We start from the raw sequence: 21072 nt of genomic DNA on the forward strand, positions 1-21072 counted from the left end.
CGGGTCGGCAACATGATCACTGGAAGTCCCGGGAACGCGACGGGACCCGCAGATCGAGCCGTTCCACCCGGTCGGCCACGAGGTTGACCACGCTCGGGGCGTCGTGCGCCCGCTCGACCCGCCCGCGGATCACCAGCGCCGCACTCGTGCGCGCGACCACCCGGTGGCGCGCCCAGAGCCCCTCCGAGCACACCACGTTGAGCATCCCGGTCTCGTCCTCGAGGTTGAGGAACGTCGTCCCGCCCGCGGTCGCCGGGCGCTGCCGGTGGGTCACCACCCCGCCGACCTCGATGCGCTCCCCCTCCCCGACCCCCGCGACCCCCGCGACGCTGAACGCCCCCCGTTCCTCGAGCGCCGCCCGCAGGTGCGTGACGGGATGGCCGTCCGGGGTCAGGCCGGTCGCCCACACGTCGGCGATCGTCAGCTCCACCGCCGACATCCCCGGCAGCGCGGGGGCGTCGAGCCCCACCGCGGTGTCCGGGAGCCGGTCGTGGCGCACGCCCGCCCGCACCGCCGCCGTGCCCGCCGCGGCCGCGCCCGCCGCCCACAGCGCCTCCCGCCGCTCGAGCCCGAAGCAGCCGAGCGCACCCCCGGTGGCGAGGGCCTCCAGGTGCGCGGTGGTGAGGTCCGCCCGGCGGGCGAGGTCGGCGGGCCCGGTGAAGGGGGCTCGATCACGGGCCTGGACGACCCGCTCCGCGACCTCGTCCCCGAGTCCCCGCACCCCGGCGAGCCCGAGCCGCACCGCGACCCCGCCCTCGCTGTCCGGGTGCGGTTCCAGGCCGGGCTCGGCCCGGCTGTGCAGCACGTCGGGGCCGAGGACCACCACGCCGTGGCGGCGGGCGTCGGCGACCAGACTCTGCGGGGAGTAGAAGCCCATCGGCTGGGCGCGCAGCAGGGCAGCGCAGAACGCCGCCGGGAAGTAGTGCTTGAACCACGCCGAGACGTAGACCAGCGACGCGAAGCTGATCGAGTGGCTCTCCGGGAAGCCGAAGTTCGCGAACGCCTTGGTCTTGGCGAAGATCCGGTCTGCCAGCTCCCCGGTGATCTGGTTGGCCGCCATGCCGGCGTAGAACCGCTCCCGCAGCCGCTCCAGCCGCTCCTCGGACCGCTTCGACGACAGCGCCCGGCGCAGCTCGTCGGCCTCGGCGGCGCTGAACCCGGCGACGTCGGTGGCCAGCTGCATGAGCTGCTCCTGGAACAGCGGCACCCCGAGGGTCTTGTACAGGGCGGGCTCGCAGAGCGGATGGTCGTAGGTGACCCGCTCCTCGCCGTTGCGGCGCCGGATGAAGGGATGGACCGATCCGCCCTGGATCGGCCCGGGCCGGATGAGCGCGACCTCGACGACCAGGTCGTAGAACACCCGGGGCTTCAAGCGCGGCAGCGTGGCCATCTGCGCGCGGGACTCCACCTGGAACACGCCCACTGAGTCGCCCCGCGCCAGCATGGCGAAGACCTCAGGGTCGGTGGGCTGCAGCTCATGGAGCTCGATGCGCCTGCCGTGGTGGGCGGCGACGTAGTCGCTCGCGTAGTGCAGCACCGAGAGCATGCCCAGCCCGAGCAGGTCGAACTTGACCAGGCCGACCGCAGCTGCATCGTCCTTGTCCCACTGGATGACGCTGCGGTCCTTCATCCGCGCCCACTCCACCGGCACCACCTGGTCGACCGGCCGGTCGCAGATGACCATGCCCCCGGAGTGGATACCGAGGTGGCGGGGGAAGCTCGCGATCTCCTCCGCCAGCGAGGCGACCGACCGCGGCATTCCCGGGACCTGGTCGCCCAGCTCGGCTCCGCCGTCGCCCACCCGCCCCCACCGGTCGATGAGCTTGCTCCACGCGTCCTGCTGCCCCTGCGCGAAGCCGAGCGCCCGGGCGGCGTCGCGGACCGCCGAGCGCGGCCGGTAGGTGATGACGTTGGCGACCTGCGCGGCCCGGTCCCGGCCGTAACGGTCGTAGACGTACTGGATGGCCTCCTCGCGGCGGTCGGACTCGATGTCCATGTCGATGTCGGGGTAGCCGTCGCGCTCCGGGGAGAGGAACCGCTCGAAGAGCAGGTCCATCTCCACGGCGTCGACGTGGGTGATCCCGAGCGCGAAGCAGACCGCCGAGTTCGCGGCCGACCCCCGGCCCTGGCAGTAGATGTCCTCCTTGCGGCAGAAGTCCACGATGTCGGCGACGATGAGGAAGTAGCCGGGGAAGCCCTGCCCCTCGATGATCGCCATCTCGTGGTCGATCACCTCCCACGCCCGCGGGTTGTCGGCGCGGCTGCCGTAGCGATCGCGGGCCCCCCGATCGGTGAGGTGGCGCAACCAGCTCGTCTCGGTCTCCCCCGCCGGGACGTCGAACGGCGGCAGCTCCGGGGCCAGCAGGGAGAGCTCGAACGCACACTCCCGCCCGAGCACCGCCGCGTGCGTGACCGCCTCGGGGTGCCGCGCGAACCGGGCCGCCATCTCCGCCCCGGAGCGCAGGTGCACCGTGCCCGGAGGGAGCCAGCCCTCGGCCTCGTCCAGGCTGCGCCGCGCCCGGACCGCCCCCAGCGCGGCGGCCACCCGCGCCCGGTCGGGTGTGGCGTAGTGCGCGGCCGTGCTCGCGACGGTGGCCAGGCCTGCCCGGGCGGCGAGCCCGGCGAGCACGTCGTTGCGCTCGACGTCGGCGGGCAGCCCGTGGTCGGTCAGCTCGACCGCCACCGACTCCGTCCCGAACAGGCCCACCAGCCGGTCCATGGCCCGGGCCGCCGCGTCCGGCCCGCCCGCGTCCAGGGCCCGCCGTACGTGACCCTTGCGGCAGCCGGTGAGCACGACCACGTGGTCGCGCAGCGTCGCCGCGGTGCGCTCGAGATCGTGGATCGGGCGCCCCTTCTCGGCGGCGGGGTCCATCGCGGCCTCGGTGATCGCGTGCGAGATCGCCCGGTAGCCGGCGGGATCGCGGGCCAGGACCAGCAGATGCTCGCCCTCCGGGTCGGCCACCCCGTTCTGCGGTGCGGAGAGCCCCAGCGAGAGCTCGGCACCGAAGACCGTGCGGACGCCGAGCTCGCGCGCGGCCTCGGCGAAGCGGACCACCCCGTACATGCCGTCGTGATCGGTGAGCGCGACGGCTTCCAGCCCCAGCCGGTGGGCCTCCTCGACGAGCTCCTCGGGCTGGCTCGCACCGTCGAGGAAGCTGTAGGTGGAGTGCGTGTGCAGCTCGGCGAAGGGGACCCTCGGGGGCGCGACCGTGGCGGCCGTGTCGACGGGCGGGCGGTACGGCGCGCGCGTGCGGCTCCAGGCGGGCGAGTCTCCCCCGTCGCCGGGGTGCGGCACGTCGCGCGAGGAGCGGCGCCCGGCCTCGCGGACCCCGACGGCGCTCACGTCCGCCGGGTGGACCGTGCCGGGACCGTCGACCTCCGGAGCACCCCCGCCGTCCTGCCCCGTCCTCGACGTCCCCGACGACGGGCGAGCCGGCCTCCCCGCGAGGATCCGCTCCATCTCCGACCAGCTCACCGCCGGATTGCCCCAGCCCATCAGCCCTCCGATGCTCCGCCGATCACCGCGTGGTCGAACATGTGTTCGATGATGACGAGGGTAGCGCCGGGGTCCGACACCGTGGGGCGGGTCGGTCGGATCCGCCCGAGCGGGGACCTCCCGGCGATCCCGTCGATGGACTCCCTGATCCTGATCTGCTACCACTGCGGCATGGCACCCGTGGTCCTCGCCCTCCCCACCGACGACCGGGTCCGGGCGCACGCCTTCTACCGCGACGGCCTCGGCCTCACCGCGGTCGGCGCACCGGCCGACGACGGCGTGCCCGAGCCGTTGCAGGTCGTCGTCGCGGACGGGCTGCACCTCATGCTCATCCCCCGGGGAGGCTTCGGGTGGGTGACCGGTGGCCACGAGGTCGCCGCCCCGGGCACCAGCGAGTGCCTGCTGAGCCTCCCGGCGGGCGACGACGCCGAGGTCGATGCGGTGTTCGCCCGGGCCGAGGAGGCGGGCGCCACGGTGGTGGCCCGCCCGGCCGCACCCCCGTGGGGCGGATACCTCGGGCTCTTCGCCGACCCGGACGGTCACCTCTGGCAGGTCATCCACGCCCCCGGCGGGTGAGGCGAGCGAGGCGCTGCGTTCGGCGCCCTGATCATGCAGCCGGCGCCGCCTCGACGAGGGGTACACCAGGCAGCTCGGAGCACCCCGGAACCTGCGCCCAGTGCTCTTGATCATGCTGGGGTCGGACGCGCCAGGGCACGGCGGCGGCACTCGTCGTCCATCGCGGCGCCGGCCTCAGTCGTAGATCCCCTCGACCGTCCAGTGGTCGTCGCGCAGGACCAGCAGCAGCGCCAGGCCCACCGCGTCGGCCGACGAGGCCACCGGGTCGGGCGCCAGGTCGGCCGCCGGGTCCGGATCATCGCCGCCGTCGGCACGGGGGCCGTCGTCCGCGCCGGTGGTCCCCGCCGCGGGCCAGGAGACCGGGGGGACGCACACGACCTGGATGCGCAGGCACCCGGCCGGGGCCCGCGGGTCCCACCACCGGCCCTCCTCCGGCCACGGCCCGCCCCAGGCCCGCACCGGCGCCGCCGGGCCCACGTCGAGCGTCACCTGCGCCGGGGCCGCCGAGAGCCCACCGCGCGGGGCCGCACGGACCGGTCTCCCGGCCTCGTCGAGGACCCGGGCCGTCAGGGGCGAGGGCGGCACCGTCGACGGTGAGGGGGCGGGCAGGGCCCCGGGCCAGGGCGCCGCCGGATCGAGCCCCGGGGTGCGCTCGTCCCCCCAGGGCACGGTGCGGATCCGCTCGCCGGGACCGCGCCCGCCGCCGGGAACCCCGGTGAGCACCTCCTCGGGGCCGAGCAGCCCCTGCACGCGCACCAGGGCACGCCCGGCGCGCTCGTCGGCGGCCCCGGTCTCGCCCCACAGCCCGAGCTGCAGCCGTCCGGCGTCGACCACCTCCTCCGGCACCAGTCGCAGCAGCGCGAGCCCCTCGGCCCCGTCGGGTCGGGCTCCGCTGTCGGCATGCTCCTCCGAACGCGCCTCCCGCCCCCGCCCCCGGGCCGGACCCCGCCGCGACAGCCACCCCTCGAGCTGCCACCGGACGCGGTCCGCCGTGGCCGCCGGGGTGAGCGGCTCGGCGCAGCGCCAGGTGCGGGCGAGGTCTTCACCGGCCGTCGTCCTGGCCTGCACCCCGAGGCGGGTGCACGCGAGCCCGGCGTCGCCCAGGACGGTGTGCAGCCGCTCGGCGAGCGCCCGGGAGGCGAAGGCGGCGGCGTCGATCCGATCGACCGGGGGATCGAGCGGCACCTCGACGGTGAGCTCGTCGGGCACGCGGCGACGGGAGGGCGGGCGTTCGTCGAGACCGCGCGCCAACCGGTGGGCACGCACCGCGGCGGCGTCGAACCGGGAGGCGACGTCGGCCGCGGGCAGGCGGGCGAAGTCCCCCAGCGTGGTCAGCCCCAGCCGGCGGAGCAGCCCGACGAACTCGGCCCGGGCGGTCGTCCCCCGGGCGTCCGCCCCCGCGGTGTCCGGCTCGACCCCGGGCTCCATCTCGAGCTCGGCGACCGGCCGCGGGGCGAGGAAGGCCGGCGAGTCGCCGGGCGGCACGATCGCGCTGTGCCGGGCGGCGAGAGCGGCGGCGAACACCCCGTCGGCCGCCCCGACCTGGCACTCGACGCGGGAGCGGGCGGCGACGTGGTCGACGAGGCGCTCGGCGACGGCCTCCTCGCTCCCGAAGTAGCGGGCGGGCCCGCGCGCCGCGAGCACGACGAGACCGGGGCGGATCACCTCGACGCCCGGGGTGAGCTCCTCCACCGCCGCGGCGACGACCTCGAAGGCCCGCGCGTCACGGTCGGCGTCGCGGCCGAGCACCGCGAGATCCGGGCAGCGGGCCTGGGCCTCCCGCCGTCGCAGACCCCGCCGGACGCCCTGCGCCCGGGCGGTGGCGGAGCAGGCCACCACCCGATGGGCCACCAGCACGGCGGCGGGACGATCGGCGGGGATGCCGGACTCGGCACACGCGGCGACGACCGGCCAGTCCGGGCACCACAGCGCCACCACCCGGATCGGGGGCGCGGGCTCGTTCACCCCGTCCTCGCCGGCAGGTCGAGCGGGGCCGCCGGAACCACCCCCGCGGTGTCCGGGACCTCCACCACACGTCCCTCGGGCCCGGGGAGCAGCACGTCCTCGCGCCGGTCCCGCACCCGCCCGCGCGCGGCGCAGCGCAGGTGCACCCGGCGCGAGCGCAGCCGGCCCGCGCCGTCACCCAGCAGCCCCGACCAGGTGCCCCCGGTGGCGTGCAGCTCGATGTCCGCGCCCGGCCAGGCCCCGACCGGGACCAGCACCGCCCCCTTCTGGCGCACCCGCGCGGCGAGGCGCTGGCGGTCCCCCGCCCGCCAGGCCGAGGCACCACCGAGCACCACCACGTCCACCCCGTCGACCAGCGCCGCGACGACGCTCGCCGAGCGCGGGCCGGGACGCGGGACCACCGCGGTGCGCGCCAGATCCAGCCCCGCCTCGTCGGCGGCGGCCAGGCCCACGCCCGGCAGCCCGACCAGCGCGCACCACGACCCCGACCGCGAGGCCTCCGCCACCAGGGTGAGCAGCAGCGCCGTCGACCCGTGCACCGACACCGTCGACCCGCGTCGCAGCCCGCCCCACGGCAGCAGGCCGGTGAGCGGCCCGGCCACCGGCAGCAGGCGCCGCTCGGGATCCCGCTCCGGCTCCGGTTCGGGCTCCGGCGCCGGCGGCTCCTCCCGCGACGACGGGCGGGCGTGCGATGCTGCGGCACCGGCTACCACCCTCCCCGGCCCGGAGCGACCCGGGAGCTCGGAGGCCCGGACGAGCCCCAGCTCGGAGACGCGCCGGGAGAGGACCTCGTGCGGGGACGTGGTCATGCCGACCTCCTCGATCATCGAACACATGTTCGAACGAGGAGAACGCTAACCCACCCCACCGACAGTGCGCCACGACGACGTCGTGACCGACGGAGTGACGGTCAGAACGTCGGGACGGCCACGGCACCCGGGACCGTGCCCGGCGTCGTGGCGGTCCCCGACGGGGCCTGCTGGCGACGCTGCGCCGCCGCGTGCCGCTTCCGGGCCCCCTGCCCCTTCGCCTGCCCCTTCGCCCCGGCCGCCGCGTGCGTCGCGGCGGGCGGGGTGGCGGCGTCCGCCACGGCGAAGCCCGCCCCGAAACCACCGCCGAGCAGGACCAGGCCCGCCAGCGTCGCGGCGGCTCCCACGCGCACCCGCCGCGATCGCCACCAGCCCTGTCGAGGAGCCGCGGCGGGCACGCCCCCGGGTGTCGTGGAGCGCACCGTCGGAGGCTCCGCCGACGGGTGCGCACCTCCCGGACCCGAGGTCCCCGGCAGCGTCGGAGGGTCGGTCGGGCCTTCCGGGGGACCCGCGGGGTGCTCCGAGCCGGCGGGGACCCCCGCGATCGCCGCCTCGCCGTCGTCGTCACCCGTCGACGGTGACGCCGCGGGCTCGTCGTCGTACCCGGACCCGTGGGACGCGGTGGCGTACCAGGGCTCCTCCTCGGCCCCGTGGCGTTCGTCGGGGTCGTGCGGTCCGGTCACGGTTCTCCTCCTGGGGCGGGCGAGCTGATGCCGACCTGAAGGCTCCGCCCACCGCCGGGCGGACGGCCACCGCCCGGCACCACCCTTCAGCGCGTGATCAGGGAACCGCCCTGCTGGGCGGCCGGCCACATGCCGCCGTAACGGGCCGGCGAGCGGTGCGCGCTCCTGTCGCGGGGAACTGCGATCGGGCAGTCGCCTTGTCGTTGTGAATCACAACGACAAGGCAGCGGCGACGGCGCAACAGACCGCGACAAGGCCCTGACCGCAGCGACGATCACCCCAGCGGCGGCGATCCACCCCGCCGACAACTCAGTGGGCGAAGTGCCGTGTCCCCGTCATGTACATCGCGACGCCCGCCTTCTCGGCGGCCTCGATCGTCAGGTTGTCGCGCACCGACCCGCCGGGCTGCACGACGGCGGCGATCCCGGCCTCGGCGAGCACCTCGAACCCGTCGGGGAAGGGGAAGAACGCGTCCGACGCCGCGACCGACCCGCGCACCCGGTCCCCCGCCCGCGCCACCGCGAGCTTGGCCGAGTCGACCCGGTTGACCTGGCCCATCCCGACGCCGACGGTCGCGCCGCCGGACGCCAGCAGGATCGCGTTCGACTTCACCGCCCGGCACGCGCGCCACGCGAACGCGAGGTCGGCCAGCACCTCGTCGGACACCGCCGCGCCGGTGGCGAGGGTCCACGACGCCGGGTCGTCCCCGGGAGCGTCGATGGCGTCGCGCTGCTGGACGAGCACCCCGCCGGAGATCGCCCGCTGCTCGAGCGACGCGGGCGACCACTGCGCCGTCAGGACCCGGATGTTCTTCTTCCGGGCCAGCACGTCCAGGGCTCCGTCGGCGTAGGACGGCGCCACGAGCACCTCGGTGAAGATCTCCGCGATCTGCTCGGCCGCGGCCACCGTCACCTCACGGTTCACCGCGATGACGCCGCCGAACGCCGAGGTCGGGTCGCAGGCGTGGGCCCGCGCGTGGGTGTCCGCCACGTCCGTCCCGACCGCGATCCCGCAGGGATTGGCGTGCTTGATGATCGCGACGCAGACGTCCGCGGCCGGGTGGTCGTGCGCGGCGCGCCAGGCCGCGTCCGCGTCGACGTAGTTGTTGTAGGACATCTCCTTGCCGTGCAGCTGCACCGCGCCGGCGAGCCCGGACGCGTCGCCGGGCGTGCCGTAGAGCGCCGCCGCCTGGTGCGGGTTCTCCCCGTACCGCAGTGACTGGCGCAGCCGGCCGGTCGTCCCGGTCCAGTCGGGGAACGCCCCCCGATCGGCGTGCTCGTCCTTCCCCGGAGGCGCGAGCACGGACCCCATCCAGGTCGCCACGGCCACGTCGTACGACGCGGTGTGCCGGAAGGCCTCGGCGGCCAGGCCCTGGCGGTCGGCGCGCGTGACCCCGCCGGCCTGGGCCTCGGAGAGCACCCAGGCGTAGCGGGTCGGGTCGGTGACGACGGAGACGGTCTCGTGGTTCTTCGCCGCCGCCCGGATCATCGCGGGGCCGCCGATGTCGATCTGCTCGACGCAGTCGTCGGGCGACGCCCCGGACGCCACGGTCCGGGTGAACGGGTAGAGGTTGACGACGAGCAGGTCGAACGGCGCGATGCCGAGCGTCTCGAGCTGTTCGACGTGGGTGGGCAAGCGGGAGTCGGCGAGCAGCCCAGCGTGCACCCGCGGGTGGAGGGTCTTGACCCGCCCGTCGAGGCACTCGGGGAACCCGGTGAGCTCCTCCACACGGGTCACCGGCACCCCGGCGTCGGCGATCCGTGAGGCGGTCGAGCCGGTGGAGACGACCTCGACGCCCGCGGCGTGCAGGCCGGTCGCGAGGTCGAGCAGGCCTGCCTTGTCGAAGACGCTGACGAGAGCGCGGCGGATCGGCCGTCGGCCGTCGGTCCCCTGGCCGGCAGGGGCGGTCTGCGGAGCGGCGGTCACGGGATCCTCACAGTTCGTCCGGTGATGGTGGCTCCGTGGCGCACCAGGGCGGCCACGGTCTCGACGAGCATGCGGCGCTCCACGACCTTGATCCGTTCGTGCAGCGAACCCTCGGTGTCGTCGGGGTCGACGACGACGGCCTGCTGGGCCAGGACCGGCCCGGTGTCGACGCCCGCGTCGACGAGGTGGACGGTCGCGCCGGTGACCTTGACGCCGTGGGCGAGCGCGTCGGCCACGCCGTGCGCGCCGGGGAACGCGGGCAGCAGCGCCGGGTGGGTGTTGACGGTGCGGCCGCCGAACCGGGCGAGGAAGGCGGGCCCGAGGACCTTCATGAACCCGGCGGAGACGACCAGGTCGGGGTCGTGGGCGGCGACGGACTCGGCGAGGGCGGCGTCCCAGGCCGCGCGGTCGACGGTGCCGTCGGCGGCGCGGTGATCACCGAGGCGGACGACGACGGGTTCGGCCTTCGCCCCGACGGCACGCTCGAGCGCGGCGACGTCCGGGCGGTCGGAGACGACGGCGACGACCTCGACGTCGATCGACCCGGCCTCGTCGAGCAGCGCCTGGAGCAGGGTGCCCGAGCCGGAGGCGAGGACGACGACGCGCGCGGGCGCCCGGACCTCGAGCCGTATTCCGGCCGGGGCGCCACCGTGATCACCCGGGCCCGCGTGCGTGGTCAGCACGATCTCCTTGCCGCCGGTGCACAGACCTGGGCTCCCGGCGTCTCGACGATCCTCGCCGATCACCCTAGTCCGCCTGCCGTGACCCGGCCGTGTCGGACCCGACACTCCGGGGGCGTCCCGGCGTCGCCGAGCATGATCACGATCTCGTGAGCGACACGCGCGAGGCTTCGGGGCGACGCGCTCACGGAGTCCGGATCGCCGCGGATCCCTGATGACCGAGGTCCGTCACCGCGCCGAGCCAGGGTTCGAGGGCCGGGTGATCATCACCGCCGCCCCGGGGCCGACCCGCTCGTTCGGCAGCCCACTAGGCAGATGATCACGTCGAGCGCGACATCCCGGAGCCGCTCTCGGCATGATCATCTGTCTAGCGTCGGCAGTAGCGAGCGGGCCGTGCCCGAGATCGCGCCGATCGCGCCGATCGCCCGCCGGGCCGGCGTCAGCCGGCGTGGTCGTCGGAGGAGGTGGCCCCGTCCTCGGGGGCCGCCGCCTCGGAGCCGGAGCCGGAGTCGGAGCCGGAGCCGGCGGGAGCGGGAGCGACCCCGGAGGAGTCCTCCGCAGCCTCGCCCGACGACGGGGCGGTGTCGCGCTCGGGCTGCCGGGTCGTCGCCGGGGAGCCCGTGGGTGCGGCGAGCAGGGCCACGACCGCCCCGGGCAGCGCGATCCACACGAAGGTCGTGAGCAGGACCGCGGCGGCCGGGACGACGACGGGGTCGAACGGTCCGGAGCCGAGCCGCCCCCCGGCGAGGAAGGCGGCGACCGCGAGCACGACGGCGGCGGTCAGGGCGGCGACCGCGACCGGGCGCACCCGCAGCATCAGATCCCGGCCCGTGCGGCCGGACCCGCCGGGCTCGCCGGGGGCGAGCAGCCAGCCGACGGTCGACCCGACGGCCAGGGGCAACGCGAACACCAGGCCGGCCCAGGTCGGCGGCGGCCCGGCGGGCAGGAGCGCGGCCAGCGGCACCGGTGGGAGCAGGCCCGGCGTCGTCGACATCGGCGCGGCCGCGACGGCGCCGACGGAGTACCCGGGCCCGAGCAGCCAGGACATCGCGGCGACGGCGGCGTTCGGCAGGTACGCGGCGTCGAGGACCCAGAGTCCCGCGCCGCTGCCGGCCTGGGGAGCGATGGCGGCGAACGCCCCGGCGACGGCGTCGGCCTGGGCGAGCAGCACGACGAGCAGCAGTGCCGCACCGCCCGCCACCAGCGCGGTCGCGGCCGCGAGCCCCGCGCGCACGCCGCGGCTCACCCACCCCGGCAGGGTGCGCACCCGCTCGCCGAGACCGCAGGGCCCGGCGACCCCGGCGGCCGCGGCCAGTGCGGCGAGCAGCCCCGCCACCGTGCCTGCCGTCGCGGGCGAGGCGTCCGCCGGGATCATCGCCGTGTCGGGGGTCAGCAGGGCCGCCGCGAGCACCCCGGCGGCGGCGTGCACGGCGGCGGCCGCCGCGACGAGGGGGACGGCGTGGGAGGTCCAGCGGTCGGGTCGCGCCGTCCCGTCGTCGTGGTCGGCAGCCGCCAGCTCACCGAGCTGGATGACCCCGCGCCGGGCGAGCGTGCCCACGAGGAGGGCCACGCCGATCGCCGGGGCCAGGGGCAGCATCCCGAGCGGCGCCCCGGAGACCGTCAGCGGCACCAGGTGCACCGCCAGCCAGAGCGGCACGCCCGACGCGAGGGCCTGGGCGAGGCCGGGCTCTCCACCGGGCGAGGTCCCGGACGCCGACGCGGTGATCAGCGCGGCCAGCACCACGACCACCGCGTAGGACACCAGCACCGGCACCACGGCGACCTCGACGAGCACGCCGAGGCGGGGCGGCAGACCGGTGCGGGGACCGGGCCGCGGCCGCGGGGCGGGCCCGTCCCCGGCGGGGGCCGAGGCCGACGCTCCGGGGGCGGGCGCTCCTGATGTCGGCGTTCCCGAGGCCGGCGCACCCGGCGTCGGGGCGCCCGAGGTCGGGGCCGTTGCGCTCACGCCGACCCACGATTCCACGCGGTGCGGGGCGCATCCGGCCGCCACGCCGGGCCGATCTCACCGGGCCCCGGCCCCCTCGGGAGCCGGCCCCCACCGCGAGCGGCCGGCCCGGTCGGCTCAGTCGGCCTCGTGGGCGCCCGGACGGTTCCGCCCGGTGGCGTCGGCCTGCGTCTCGGTGGTGGCCTCCGCGCGGCGGGGCGGGGCTCCCCAGCCGGTCGCGCGCGGGAACCCGGAGGGCGGCGTGTCCTCGCCGGACCCGGACTCGTCGGGCTCGGCCGTCCCCGGACGGGCGGCGTGCTCCCCCGAGGGCGGGGTGGGCACTCCGGTGGCCTGCGTCCGGTCCGGCGCGACCGGGTCGCCGCCGAGCATCGCGGAGGCCGGCTGCCTGCCCTCCGGGGCCGACGGCCGTGCCCCGGACGCTTCCGGGGACGTCGTCGCCTCGGAGCCCGCGGGCGCGGCGTCCGGGGTCCGGCCCGCGGACTCCCGACCGGCGGCGGACGCCGTGCGGCCGTCGTTCACCGGAGTCGACATGGGGATCGCGCCCGACGCGCTCGGCGCGGGGACGGCGCCCGACGCGCCCGACGCGGGGACGGCGCCCGACGCGCTCGGGTCCGCGACGGCGCCCGCCGCGGAGGACGAGGCAGCCGGGCCCGGCTCGGTCGCGGACGCCCGGTGCACGACCTGGGTGCGCGCGGAGGCGTCGTCGACCGGCGCGGGGCCGGAGGGTCCCGCGGCCGGCCAGGGACGGCCGGAGGCGGCGGACGAGGAGCCCTGCCCCGCCTGCGGGCCCACGGCCTGGGTCGGCGCCGAGGCGGGCCCGGGCGGCCCCGCGGACTGGCCGACGCGCTGGGTGGGCTGCTCGCTCGGTGTCGGGAACGGCCCGGAGGCCCCGCCGTACGGCGCCCCGGCGAACTGCTGCCCGGGCTGACCCTGCTGGCTGTGCTGACCCTGCTGGCCGTGCTGCGGCCCGCCCGGCGGCGTCGCGGGACGCCCGGGGCCGGACGGTCCGGGCGCGGACCAGGCCTGGTCGCCGAAGGCGGGCGGGGTGTTCCCCGCGACCGTCCCAGCGGTGGACGACGTGCCCGCGCGGCCACCGCCGGCGAGGAGGCCGACGGCGGAGAGGGCGGCGACCACCGCGGCCGCGGCGGTGAGGATCGCGAGCACGATGACGACGATGTCGAAGCCGTCGGTCACCGAGAGCGTCTGCAGGCTGACCAGCGCCGCGGTGACCGCGACGACCGCGCCCGGAAGCACCGTCCGCGGCGCGGCGGGCAGCACCGCGACCCCGACGGTGAGCCCGCCCGCGAGCACGAGGGCGGGCAGCAGACCGGCCGGGTCGAAGCTGGTGAGGAACGTCGCGAGGAACGTCAGGACGCCCAGCCCCGCGGCGACGAGGGCGGCGGTGCGACCGAGGCCGGTCGGTACACCGGAGGCGGCCCGCGCCGAGCCGCCGGGCGTGGCGCCCACCGGTGACGGCGCGGGCGTGGCAGCGGGGGCGGCGGGGACCGTGGCGGCCGCGGCGGGATTGCCGCCGTGGCCCTGGCGCTCGGCGGGGACACCGCGCGAGGGCGTGGGCGGCGGGGCCGGGCGGCCCCAGGCCGACGGCTGGCCACCCTGGCCCGGGCCCCCGCTCGCCGGTACGGGGCCCGATCCCGGTCCTCCGGCTCCGGCCCACGAGGACCCGCCGTACGGCGAGACACCGCCGAACGGCCTGCTCGGTGGTCCGACCGCCGGGCCGGGATGCGACGGCGGGCCTGCCGCCGAGGGTCCCGCGGACGGGTCCCCACCGGGGTTCCCCTGTCCGGGAGCGCCCTGTCCCGGCGCGCCCTGCGACGGGCTCTGTCCCGACGGCGCCTGCGGAGGGGGCTGGCCACCCCACCCCGGGGACCCCGACGGACCGGAGCTCGTGGGTCCTGCACTCATGGGATGTCCTCCCCGGGGGACGGCTTCGTCGGCGTTCGGACCGGCCGCGGCGCTCACCGCGGCCGGTCCGGCGGCCCAGCCTGCTACATCCCGCCCCTAGGAGACGAGGGAACGGGCCAGGTCGGCGGTCTCGGTCGGCGTCTTGCCGACCTTCACACCCGCCGCCTCGAGGGCCTCCTTCTTCGCCTGCGCGGTGCCGGCGGAGCCGGACACGATCGCGCCTGCGTGGCCCATGGTCTTGCCTTCGGGTGCGGTGAACCCGGCGACGTAGCCGACGACCGGCTTCGTCACGTTGGCCTTGATGAAGTCGGCCGCACGCTCCTCGGCGTCGCCGCCGATCTCACCGATCATGACGATGGCCTCGGTCTCGGGGTCCGCCTCGAACGCCTCCAGGGCGTCGATGTGCGTGGTCCCGATGACCGGGTCGCCGCCGATGCCGATGCCGGTGGAGAAGCCGACGTCACGCAGCTCGAACATCATCTGGTACGTCAGCGTGCCGGACTTCGACACCAGGCCCATCTTCCCGGGCCCCGAGATGTCCGCCGGGATGATGCCGGCGAGCGACCGGCCGGGCGAGATGATGCCGGGGCAGTTCGGGCCGATGATCCGGGTGCGGTTGCCGTTGGCGCAGGCGTGCGCCCAGAACCACGCCGAGTCGTGCACCGGGATGCCCTCGGTGATGACGACGGCGAGCCCGATGCCGGCGTCGATGGCCTCGACCGCGGCATCCTTGGCGAACTTCGGCGGCACGAAGAGCACCGAGACGTCGGCCCCGGTCTCCTTCATGGCCTCCTCGACGCCGCCGAACACCGGCACCGAGGTGCCGTCGACGTCGACCGAGGTCCCCGCCTTGCGGGCGTTGACACCGCCGACGAGCTGCGTGCCCGCCGCCAGCATCTTGCGGCCGTGCTTCATGCCCTCGGAGCCGGTGAGCCCCTGGACGATGACCTTGCTGTTCTCGTTCAGGAAGATCGACATCTCACGCACCAGCCTTTGCGGCAAGCTCGGCGGCCTTCGCTGCCGCGTCGTCCATCGTGCCCACCACGGTGACCAGGGGGTGGTTCGCGTCGGCGAGGATCTGGCGGCCCTCGTCGACGTTGTTGCCGTCCAGCCGGACGACCAGCGGCTTCGTGGCGTCGTCACCCAGGATCTTCAGGGCCTCGACGATGCCGTTCGCGACCGCGTCGCAGGACGTGATGCCGCCGAAGACGTTGACGAACACGCTGCGGACGTCGGAGTCACCGAGGATGACGTCCAGGCCCGCGGCCATGACCTCGGCCGATGCGCCGCCGCCGATGTCGAGGAAGTTGGCGGGCTTCATGCCGCCGTGCGACTCGCCGGCGTAGGCGACGACGTCGAGGGTCGACATGACCAGACCCGCGCCGTTGCCGATGATGCCGACCTGGCCGTCGTCGAGCTTGACGTAGTTCAGGCCCTTGGCCTTGGCCTTCGCCTCGAGCGGGTTCTCGGTGCGCTCGTCGACCAGCGCGGCGTGCGCCTCGTGGCGGAAGTCCGCGTTCTCGTCGAGCGTGACCTTGCCGTCGAGGGCGATGATCTTGTCCTGCGGGTCACGGACCAGCGGGTTCACCTCGACCAGCGTGGCGTCCTCGCCGACGAAGGTGTCCCACAGCTTCACGATGACGTCGGCGGCCTCGTCGGCGACCGCGGCGGGCAGCTTGGCCTGCGCCACGATCTCGTCGGCCTTGGCCTTGTCGACCCCGGTGATCGCGTCGATCGGCACCCGGGCCAGCGCCTCGGGGCGCTCGACGGCCAGCTCCTCGATCTCCATGCCGCCCTCGGCGGACGCCATGGCGAGGAACCTGCGGTTGGAGCGGTCGAGCAGGAAGGAGAAGTAGTACTCCTCCGCGATGTCGCTGGCCGCGGTCACCAGGACGCGCTGGACGACGTGGCCCTTGATGTCGAGGCCGAGGATCTTCTCGGCCTTCTCCTTCGCCTCGGCGGGGCTCTCGGCGAGCTTGACGCCGCCGGCCTTCCCGCGGCCGCCCACCTTCACCTGGGCCTTCACGACGACCGCGCCGCCGATCTCACCCGCGGCGGACTCGGCGTCCGCCGCCGTGTCGACGGTTCGGCCCGGCAGGACCGGCACTCCGTGTGCGGCGAAGAGGTCCTTCGCCTGGTACTCGTACAGGTCCACTCGTGAACTCCTCCATCACTGACCGGCAGCATCCGTCGGTGGACTCCGGCGGCGGCCCCGCCCCGGCGTGGCGGCCCGGCCCCGTCGCTCCGCGCGACGGACGGCCCGGACCCGATCGGCGGGACCGAGGGGGACCCTATCGGCGTGTCGCGCACCCGGGCGGGGCACCTATGGCGACCCCCGCCACACCTGGCGTGACGAGCGCGTACCCCCGGTTCGGCGCGAGGGGAGCCCTCGGCAGCTCTATCCGGCCGAGGGTTCCCCTCGTGCGGGGGGTGGTGCGGGTTCCGGAGGCCGGGAGGCCTGTCGGATGCGCATGATCGCCACCCCGGCGGCCGCGAGCGTCACGAGCAGTCCCGCGACGGCGGCCCACGTCCCGATCCCGACGCTCTCCCCCGGACGGGGCGGGGTCAGGACCAGCGCGGAGAGACGGACGACGAGCAGCGTGCCCGCCGCGCCGAGCAGCGCGAGCGCCCGCGCGGGCCGGGCCCGCGGCGCGAGCAGCGCGGCGATGGCGACCCCGACCACACCGGCGAGCGACCCCCACGCAGCGGCACCCGGGTTCTGCCACGCCCCGCCCGCCGCGTTGGCGGCGAGGGCGTCGCGGGCGAGCGGGCCCCCGAAGCCCGGGACGGCCAGCACGGCGGCGAGGGCGGCCATCGGCAGCATCGTCGGGTCGGGTTCCACGGTGTCGGTGCCGTCGGTCGGCCGGGCCCCGAGCGGCGCGTACCCGCCGGCGACGTCGCGGCGCTCCGCGAAACCCGCCCCGACGGCGAGCACCGCGGTGAGCACCGCGAGGACCAGGGCCAGGACGACGGCCCATCCCCCGGTCCCGACGCCGACCTGGGGCACGGTCGCCCCTGCCGTCCCCAGGCCCGGGTCGAGCGCGGCGGCGGGCGTGCCGCCCCCGTCGACCCCGGCGAGCACGACGTCGAGGGCGGGCCCCGCGGCGAACGGGACCGTCAGCCAGGCCACCGACAGCGTCGGGCGCGCCCGGACCACCAGCCGCGGGGTCCCGACGACGACCAGCAGGGCCGGCACGGCGAGCACGCCCGCGGCCGGGAGCAGCAGGATGCCGGTGCCGGTGACGAACGGGCTCCCCGCGGCGTCCGAGGCGCCCGACAGCGTGGGCAGGAGCGCACCGAAGAGGGCCGCGACCGCCGTGAGCAGCGCCGCGACCCCGACCGCCCGCGAGCGCAGCACGGCGGTCCGCGCGGGCAGGCCGATGACGAGCAGGCCGCCGACGACGGCGAGGACGGCGCCCGGCGACACGGCCAGGCCGTCCCGCGTGAACGAGGCCGCGAGCACCGGGGCGATCCCGACGACGAGGCCTGCGCCGAGCGCGGTGTGCACCGCCCGGCGGACCCGCATCCCCGTCTCGTCGGCCTCCGTCGGCCTCCGGTGGGCCGGGCCGCCCTCCCCCGTGGTGCCGAACGCCCGGACGCCGGGCAGGAGCGCGACGACCACCACGGTCACGGCGAGCAGCGCGATGCCTGCCCCGGCGGGCGCGGGGGTGTCGAGGACGGCGTGGGGCGCGAATCCGGTCCCCGGGCCCACGACCGTGAAGGGCGCCGCGACCAGGCCGGCGGCGGCCATCAGCGCGCCCGCCACGGGGCGCAGGAGCGAGGCGCCGCGCTGGGTACCGAACACCGATCGGCCGCTCGTCCGGGCGAGGGCGACGAGGCCCGCCGTCGCGACGGTCGCGGCGGCGATGAGCGCCACGTCCGCGGCGACCAGGGCCGCCCCGAGCGCCGGGGGCAGCGTCGAGGTCCCGCTCGGCAGGACGTCCGGGCGCGCCGCGGACACCGGGTCGAGGAGCAGCGTGAGGTCGACGAGCAGTCCGCCCGCGCCGAGCGCCCCGAGGGCCGCCGGGGCGGCCAGCGACGCGGCACCCGGCGTGCGCCGCGCCCGTCGGGTGGCGAGCCCGGGCGCGATCGCGGCGACCAGCCCGACCAGCGCCGCGAGCACCGCGGCCGCGCGGACCGGCGCGCCGAGTGCGCCCGGGGCGAGGACGGCCACCGCCACGCGCAGCCCCGCCGAGACGAGGACCAGGGCGACGGCGGCCCACCACGCCCGGGCGCAGTGCCCCGGTGCCGGGCCACCGGGCCCGGGCCGTGTCGGGCCGGCCGGGGCGGGCCCGGGGGGCCGCGACCCGGCGTCGGCCGGAGAAGCCGTCATCCCGCGCAGACTAAAGAGGCGTCCGGAGGGATCGCGCACGCACCCGCACCTGGGGACATCACCGGTCCGTTCCTGGGGACACCACCAGCTTGATCGATCAGTCGGCCGGCCCACCGCGACACGCCGGTGAACGTCGCCTAACGTCAGCCTCATGGACGTGACCGGGGTCATGTCGCCGATGGAGGCGACGACCGCTGCAGCGGACGAGCCGGCGCCCCCGCCGAGCTCGCTCGGGTCGGTGGCCGCGACCGCGTGGGGCGGGCTGTCCTACGTCGCGCGCACCATGGGCGTTCCGCGCGGGCTGCGCGGACTCGCCGTCGAGCTCGCGTACACGGCGGTACATCTGTGGGTCTATCCGTGGGGCCTGCTCGACGAGGCCCTCCGACCGGGCGGTGTCCACGCCCACCACCGCACCGACCCGTTGCCCCCCGGCGAGCGGTCGCGGCTGGTCTCCGACCTCGACGGGTCGGCCACCCCGGTGCTGCTCGTGCACGGCATCGTCGACAACCGCTCGATCTTCGTGCACCTCGCCCGGGTCCTGCGCCGGCGCGGTCACGGCACCGTCCAGGCGGTCAACTACAGCCCGATGACGGCGTTCACCGGGGACATCCGGGCGGCCGCACGCGACCTGGGCGAGCACGTCGAGCGCCTGTGCGCGGCGTCCGGGGTGGACCGGGTGCACGTCATCGGGCACTCGCTCGGCGGGCTCATCGCCCGGTACTACGTGCAGCGCCTCGGCGGGGACGACCGCGTGGACACGCTCGTCACCCTCGGCAGCCCGCACCAGGGCTCGCACATCGCCCACCTGCTGCCGGGGACCGTCGTACCCCGCCAGCTCCGGCCCGGCTCGGACCTGCTGCGCGAGCTCACCGAGCCCGCGCCGGGGTGCCGGACGCGGTTCCTCGCGGTGTGGAGCCGCATGGACCAGCTGATCATCCCGCAGCGCAACGCCCGGCTCGAGCATCCCGACCTGCAGGCCACGAACGTCCGGCTCGACCACGTCGGGCACATGGCGATGACGATCGACCCCGAGGTCGTGCACCTGGTGACGTGCACGCTGGCCGGGACCCGCCCCACCCGCGAGCGCGCTGCCGAGCGGGCTCTGGACCGGCCCGCCGCCGGTTGATCTTCCCCGTCCCGGTGACAGCAATGGCCCGTTGCTGTCACCTGACGAGCGGGATGCGCCACCCACTCCCGGCCGACGGCGCCACCCACTCCCGGCCGACGGCGCCCCGGCCCGGCCCGCGCGGGACGTCCCGCTCGTCGTGGGGTTCCATCCGTCACCCGCACCGACGAGGACCGCTCGGCGCGTAGGGGGGTTCGCACGGCGTGTGACCCGGCGAAGTCGTGGTCGGGAGTTTGCCCGCATTTGGGATTCCGTGACACGGTCCGACCGTCCAGCATCACGGTGCGGTCACGAACGGCTCACGGATCGACCCCGACGATCCCGCCCGGCGCCCCCACGCCACGCCGTCCGCGCCCGGCCCCGACCTCGCGGAAGGATGGTCTTGGCGCGTCACAGCTCCCCCCGCCAGACTCCGCCCTTCGCGGTCTCCGCTCCTCCGAGCGCTCCCCGCGGATTCGGCGGGCTCGCCGGATTCGGCGCTCCCGCCCTCGCGGGTGTGCCTGCCGGAGGCCCCGGACTGTTCGGCGGCGGACCCCGATTCGCCGACGGACCCCGCAGGCCCGTCGCGGCACCCGACCGCGGACGGGCACCACGCCCCGTCCCGGACGGTCGGACCGCGAACTTCACCGGCGGCTCCGGCCGGGCACCCGCTCTGCCGGCCCGTGCACCCGCCGACCTGCGCCCCGGTGCACCCGCCGCCGGTCCGGCCGGTGACCCCCGCGGGCCGGGTCGGGGCAACGGCCCCCTGACCGGCCGCCTCGCGGTCGCCGCCGTCGCCGTCGGAGCACTCGCCACCGCGGGGCACAGCCTCGCCGCCGGCCTCGACGCGCCCACCGGCGAGACCCGCGCCGACCTCGCCCTCTCCGCAGCCGGCACCGCGGCCTCGCCCGGCGTCGCCACGGCGGGCTCGGGGGCTCTCGACGCCGCCACGACCGGCGTCATGGCGGTCTCGCCCGCCGCCGACCGGGCGGACGCCCCGCACGCCGCGTCCCTCGCGAAGGCCCGCAAGGTCGCCGACGCCGCCGCGGCGCGCGAGGCCGCCGCGAAGGCCCCCAAGTTCGTCAAGCCGGCCGACGGCCGCTTCACCTCGGGCTTCGGTGCCCGCTGGGGCACCGCCCACAAGGGCGTCGACATCGCGAACGCGATCGGGACGCCGATCGTGGCCGCCGCGGGCGGCACGATCGTCGACTCCGGCCCCGCCAGCGGGTTCGGGATGTGGGTCCGGGTGCAGCTCGACGACGGCACGATCAACGTCTACGGCCACATCAACCGGTCCTACGTCAAGAAGGGCCAGAAGGTGAAGACCGGCCAGGAGATCGCCGAGATCGGCAACCGTGGCCAGTCCACCGGGCCCCACCTGCACTTCGAGGTGTGGACCCCGGGCGGCACCAAGATCAACCCGCTGCCCTGGCTGGCGGAGCGCGGTATCTCGCTGGGCACCCAGGCGGACTAGCCGGTCGGCGGGATCGGACACACCGCTTTTGCGCGGGCACCGGTCGCGGGCACGTGGGACCCATGAAGTACACGAGATTGGGCCGCACCGGGCTCGAGGTCTCCCGGATCGCCTTCGGGACCTGGCAGGTCTCCGG

The 21072-nt window shown here is 76.5% G+C and carries 14 protein-coding genes; 3 read left to right on the forward strand and 11 right to left on the reverse strand.

The features are described from left to right. Positions 1–16: 16 nt before the first annotated feature. Positions 17–3496, reverse strand: a complete 3480-nt coding sequence (locus VGI02_RS28975) for an error-prone DNA polymerase (protein ID WP_331633567.1) — start codon at positions 3494–3496, stop codon at positions 17–19. Positions 3497–3631: 135 nt separating this feature from the next. On the opposite strand from VGI02_RS28975, the gene VGI02_RS28980 reads away from it, so the two are divergent. Next, a complete protein-coding gene (locus VGI02_RS28980; protein WP_331633569.1) occupies positions 3632–4072 on the forward strand; it encodes a VOC family protein in 441 nt (146 codons plus the stop codon). A gap of 174 nt (positions 4073–4246) precedes the next feature. Here the strand turns inward: VGI02_RS28980 and VGI02_RS28985 are convergent, their stop codons facing one another. From VGI02_RS28985 to VGI02_RS29030, 10 genes are all read right to left on the reverse strand, one after another. After that, entirely contained in the window at positions 4247–6037 is a 1791-nt protein-coding gene (locus VGI02_RS28985) for a DNA polymerase Y family protein (RefSeq protein ID WP_331633571.1), read from the reverse strand. Then, on the reverse strand, positions 6034–6846 hold the full coding sequence (gene imuA' / locus VGI02_RS28990) for a DnaE2-dependent mutagenesis accessory factor ImuA' (protein ID WP_331633573.1): 813 nt from the start codon (positions 6844–6846) through the stop codon (positions 6034–6036). Before imuA' ends, VGI02_RS28985 begins: the two co-directional genes overlap by 4 nt. Positions 6847–6947: 101 nt before the next feature. Next, positions 6948–7529 carry a hypothetical protein gene (locus VGI02_RS28995; protein ID WP_331633576.1) on the reverse strand — a complete coding sequence of 194 codons (582 nt, stop codon included), beginning with the start codon at positions 7527–7529 and terminating at the stop codon, positions 6948–6950. Positions 7530–7838: 309 nt separating this feature from the next. Next, complete coding sequence (gene purH, locus VGI02_RS29000; protein WP_331633578.1) at positions 7839–9455, reverse strand: bifunctional phosphoribosylaminoimidazolecarboxamide formyltransferase/IMP cyclohydrolase; 1617 nt, start codon at positions 9453–9455, stop codon at positions 7839–7841. After that, a complete protein-coding gene (purN, locus tag VGI02_RS29005; RefSeq protein ID WP_414638399.1) occupies positions 9452–10138 on the reverse strand; it encodes a phosphoribosylglycinamide formyltransferase in 687 nt (228 codons plus the stop codon). Before purN ends, purH begins: the two co-directional genes overlap by 4 nt. A 436-nt stretch (positions 10139–10574) precedes the next feature. Then, complete coding sequence (locus VGI02_RS29010) at positions 10575–12101, reverse strand: cell division protein PerM (protein ID WP_331633580.1); 1527 nt, start codon at positions 12099–12101, stop codon at positions 10575–10577. Positions 12102–12218: 117 nt separating this feature from the next. After that, positions 12219–14024 carry a DUF5336 domain-containing protein gene (locus VGI02_RS29015; protein ID WP_331633582.1) on the reverse strand — a complete coding sequence of 602 codons (1806 nt, stop codon included), beginning with the start codon at positions 14022–14024 and terminating at the stop codon, positions 12219–12221. Between the two features lie 96 nt (positions 14025–14120). Then, positions 14121–15002 (reverse strand): succinate--CoA ligase subunit alpha, encoded by an 882-nt coding sequence (gene sucD, locus VGI02_RS29020; protein ID WP_331633585.1) that lies wholly within the window; start codon positions 15000–15002, stop codon positions 14121–14123. Position 15003: 1 nt separating this feature from the next. Continuing rightward, positions 15004–16179, reverse strand: a complete 1176-nt coding sequence (sucC, locus tag VGI02_RS29025) for an ADP-forming succinate--CoA ligase subunit beta (RefSeq protein WP_331633587.1) — start codon at positions 16177–16179, stop codon at positions 15004–15006. A gap of 243 nt (positions 16180–16422) precedes the next feature. After that, the gene (locus tag VGI02_RS29030) at positions 16423–18357 is read right to left on the reverse strand and encodes a hypothetical protein (protein ID WP_331633589.1); all 1935 of its coding nucleotides are present in this window, start codon (positions 18355–18357) and stop codon (positions 16423–16425) included. 151 nt (positions 18358–18508) lie between these two features. Here VGI02_RS29030 and VGI02_RS29035 point away from each other — a divergent pair, with 151 nt between their 5' ends. Further along, positions 18509–19483 carry an esterase/lipase family protein gene (locus tag VGI02_RS29035; protein WP_331633591.1) on the forward strand — a complete coding sequence of 325 codons (975 nt, stop codon included), beginning with the start codon at positions 18509–18511 and terminating at the stop codon, positions 19481–19483. 496 nt (positions 19484–19979) lie between these two features. Then, entirely contained in the window at positions 19980–20936 is a 957-nt protein-coding gene (locus VGI02_RS29040) for a M23 family metallopeptidase (RefSeq protein WP_331633593.1), read from the forward strand. Positions 20937–21072 lie beyond the last annotated feature (136 nt).

Source organism: Actinomycetospora sp. (assembly GCF_036497245.1).
GTDB lineage: Bacteria > Actinomycetota > Actinomycetes > Mycobacteriales > Pseudonocardiaceae > Actinomycetospora.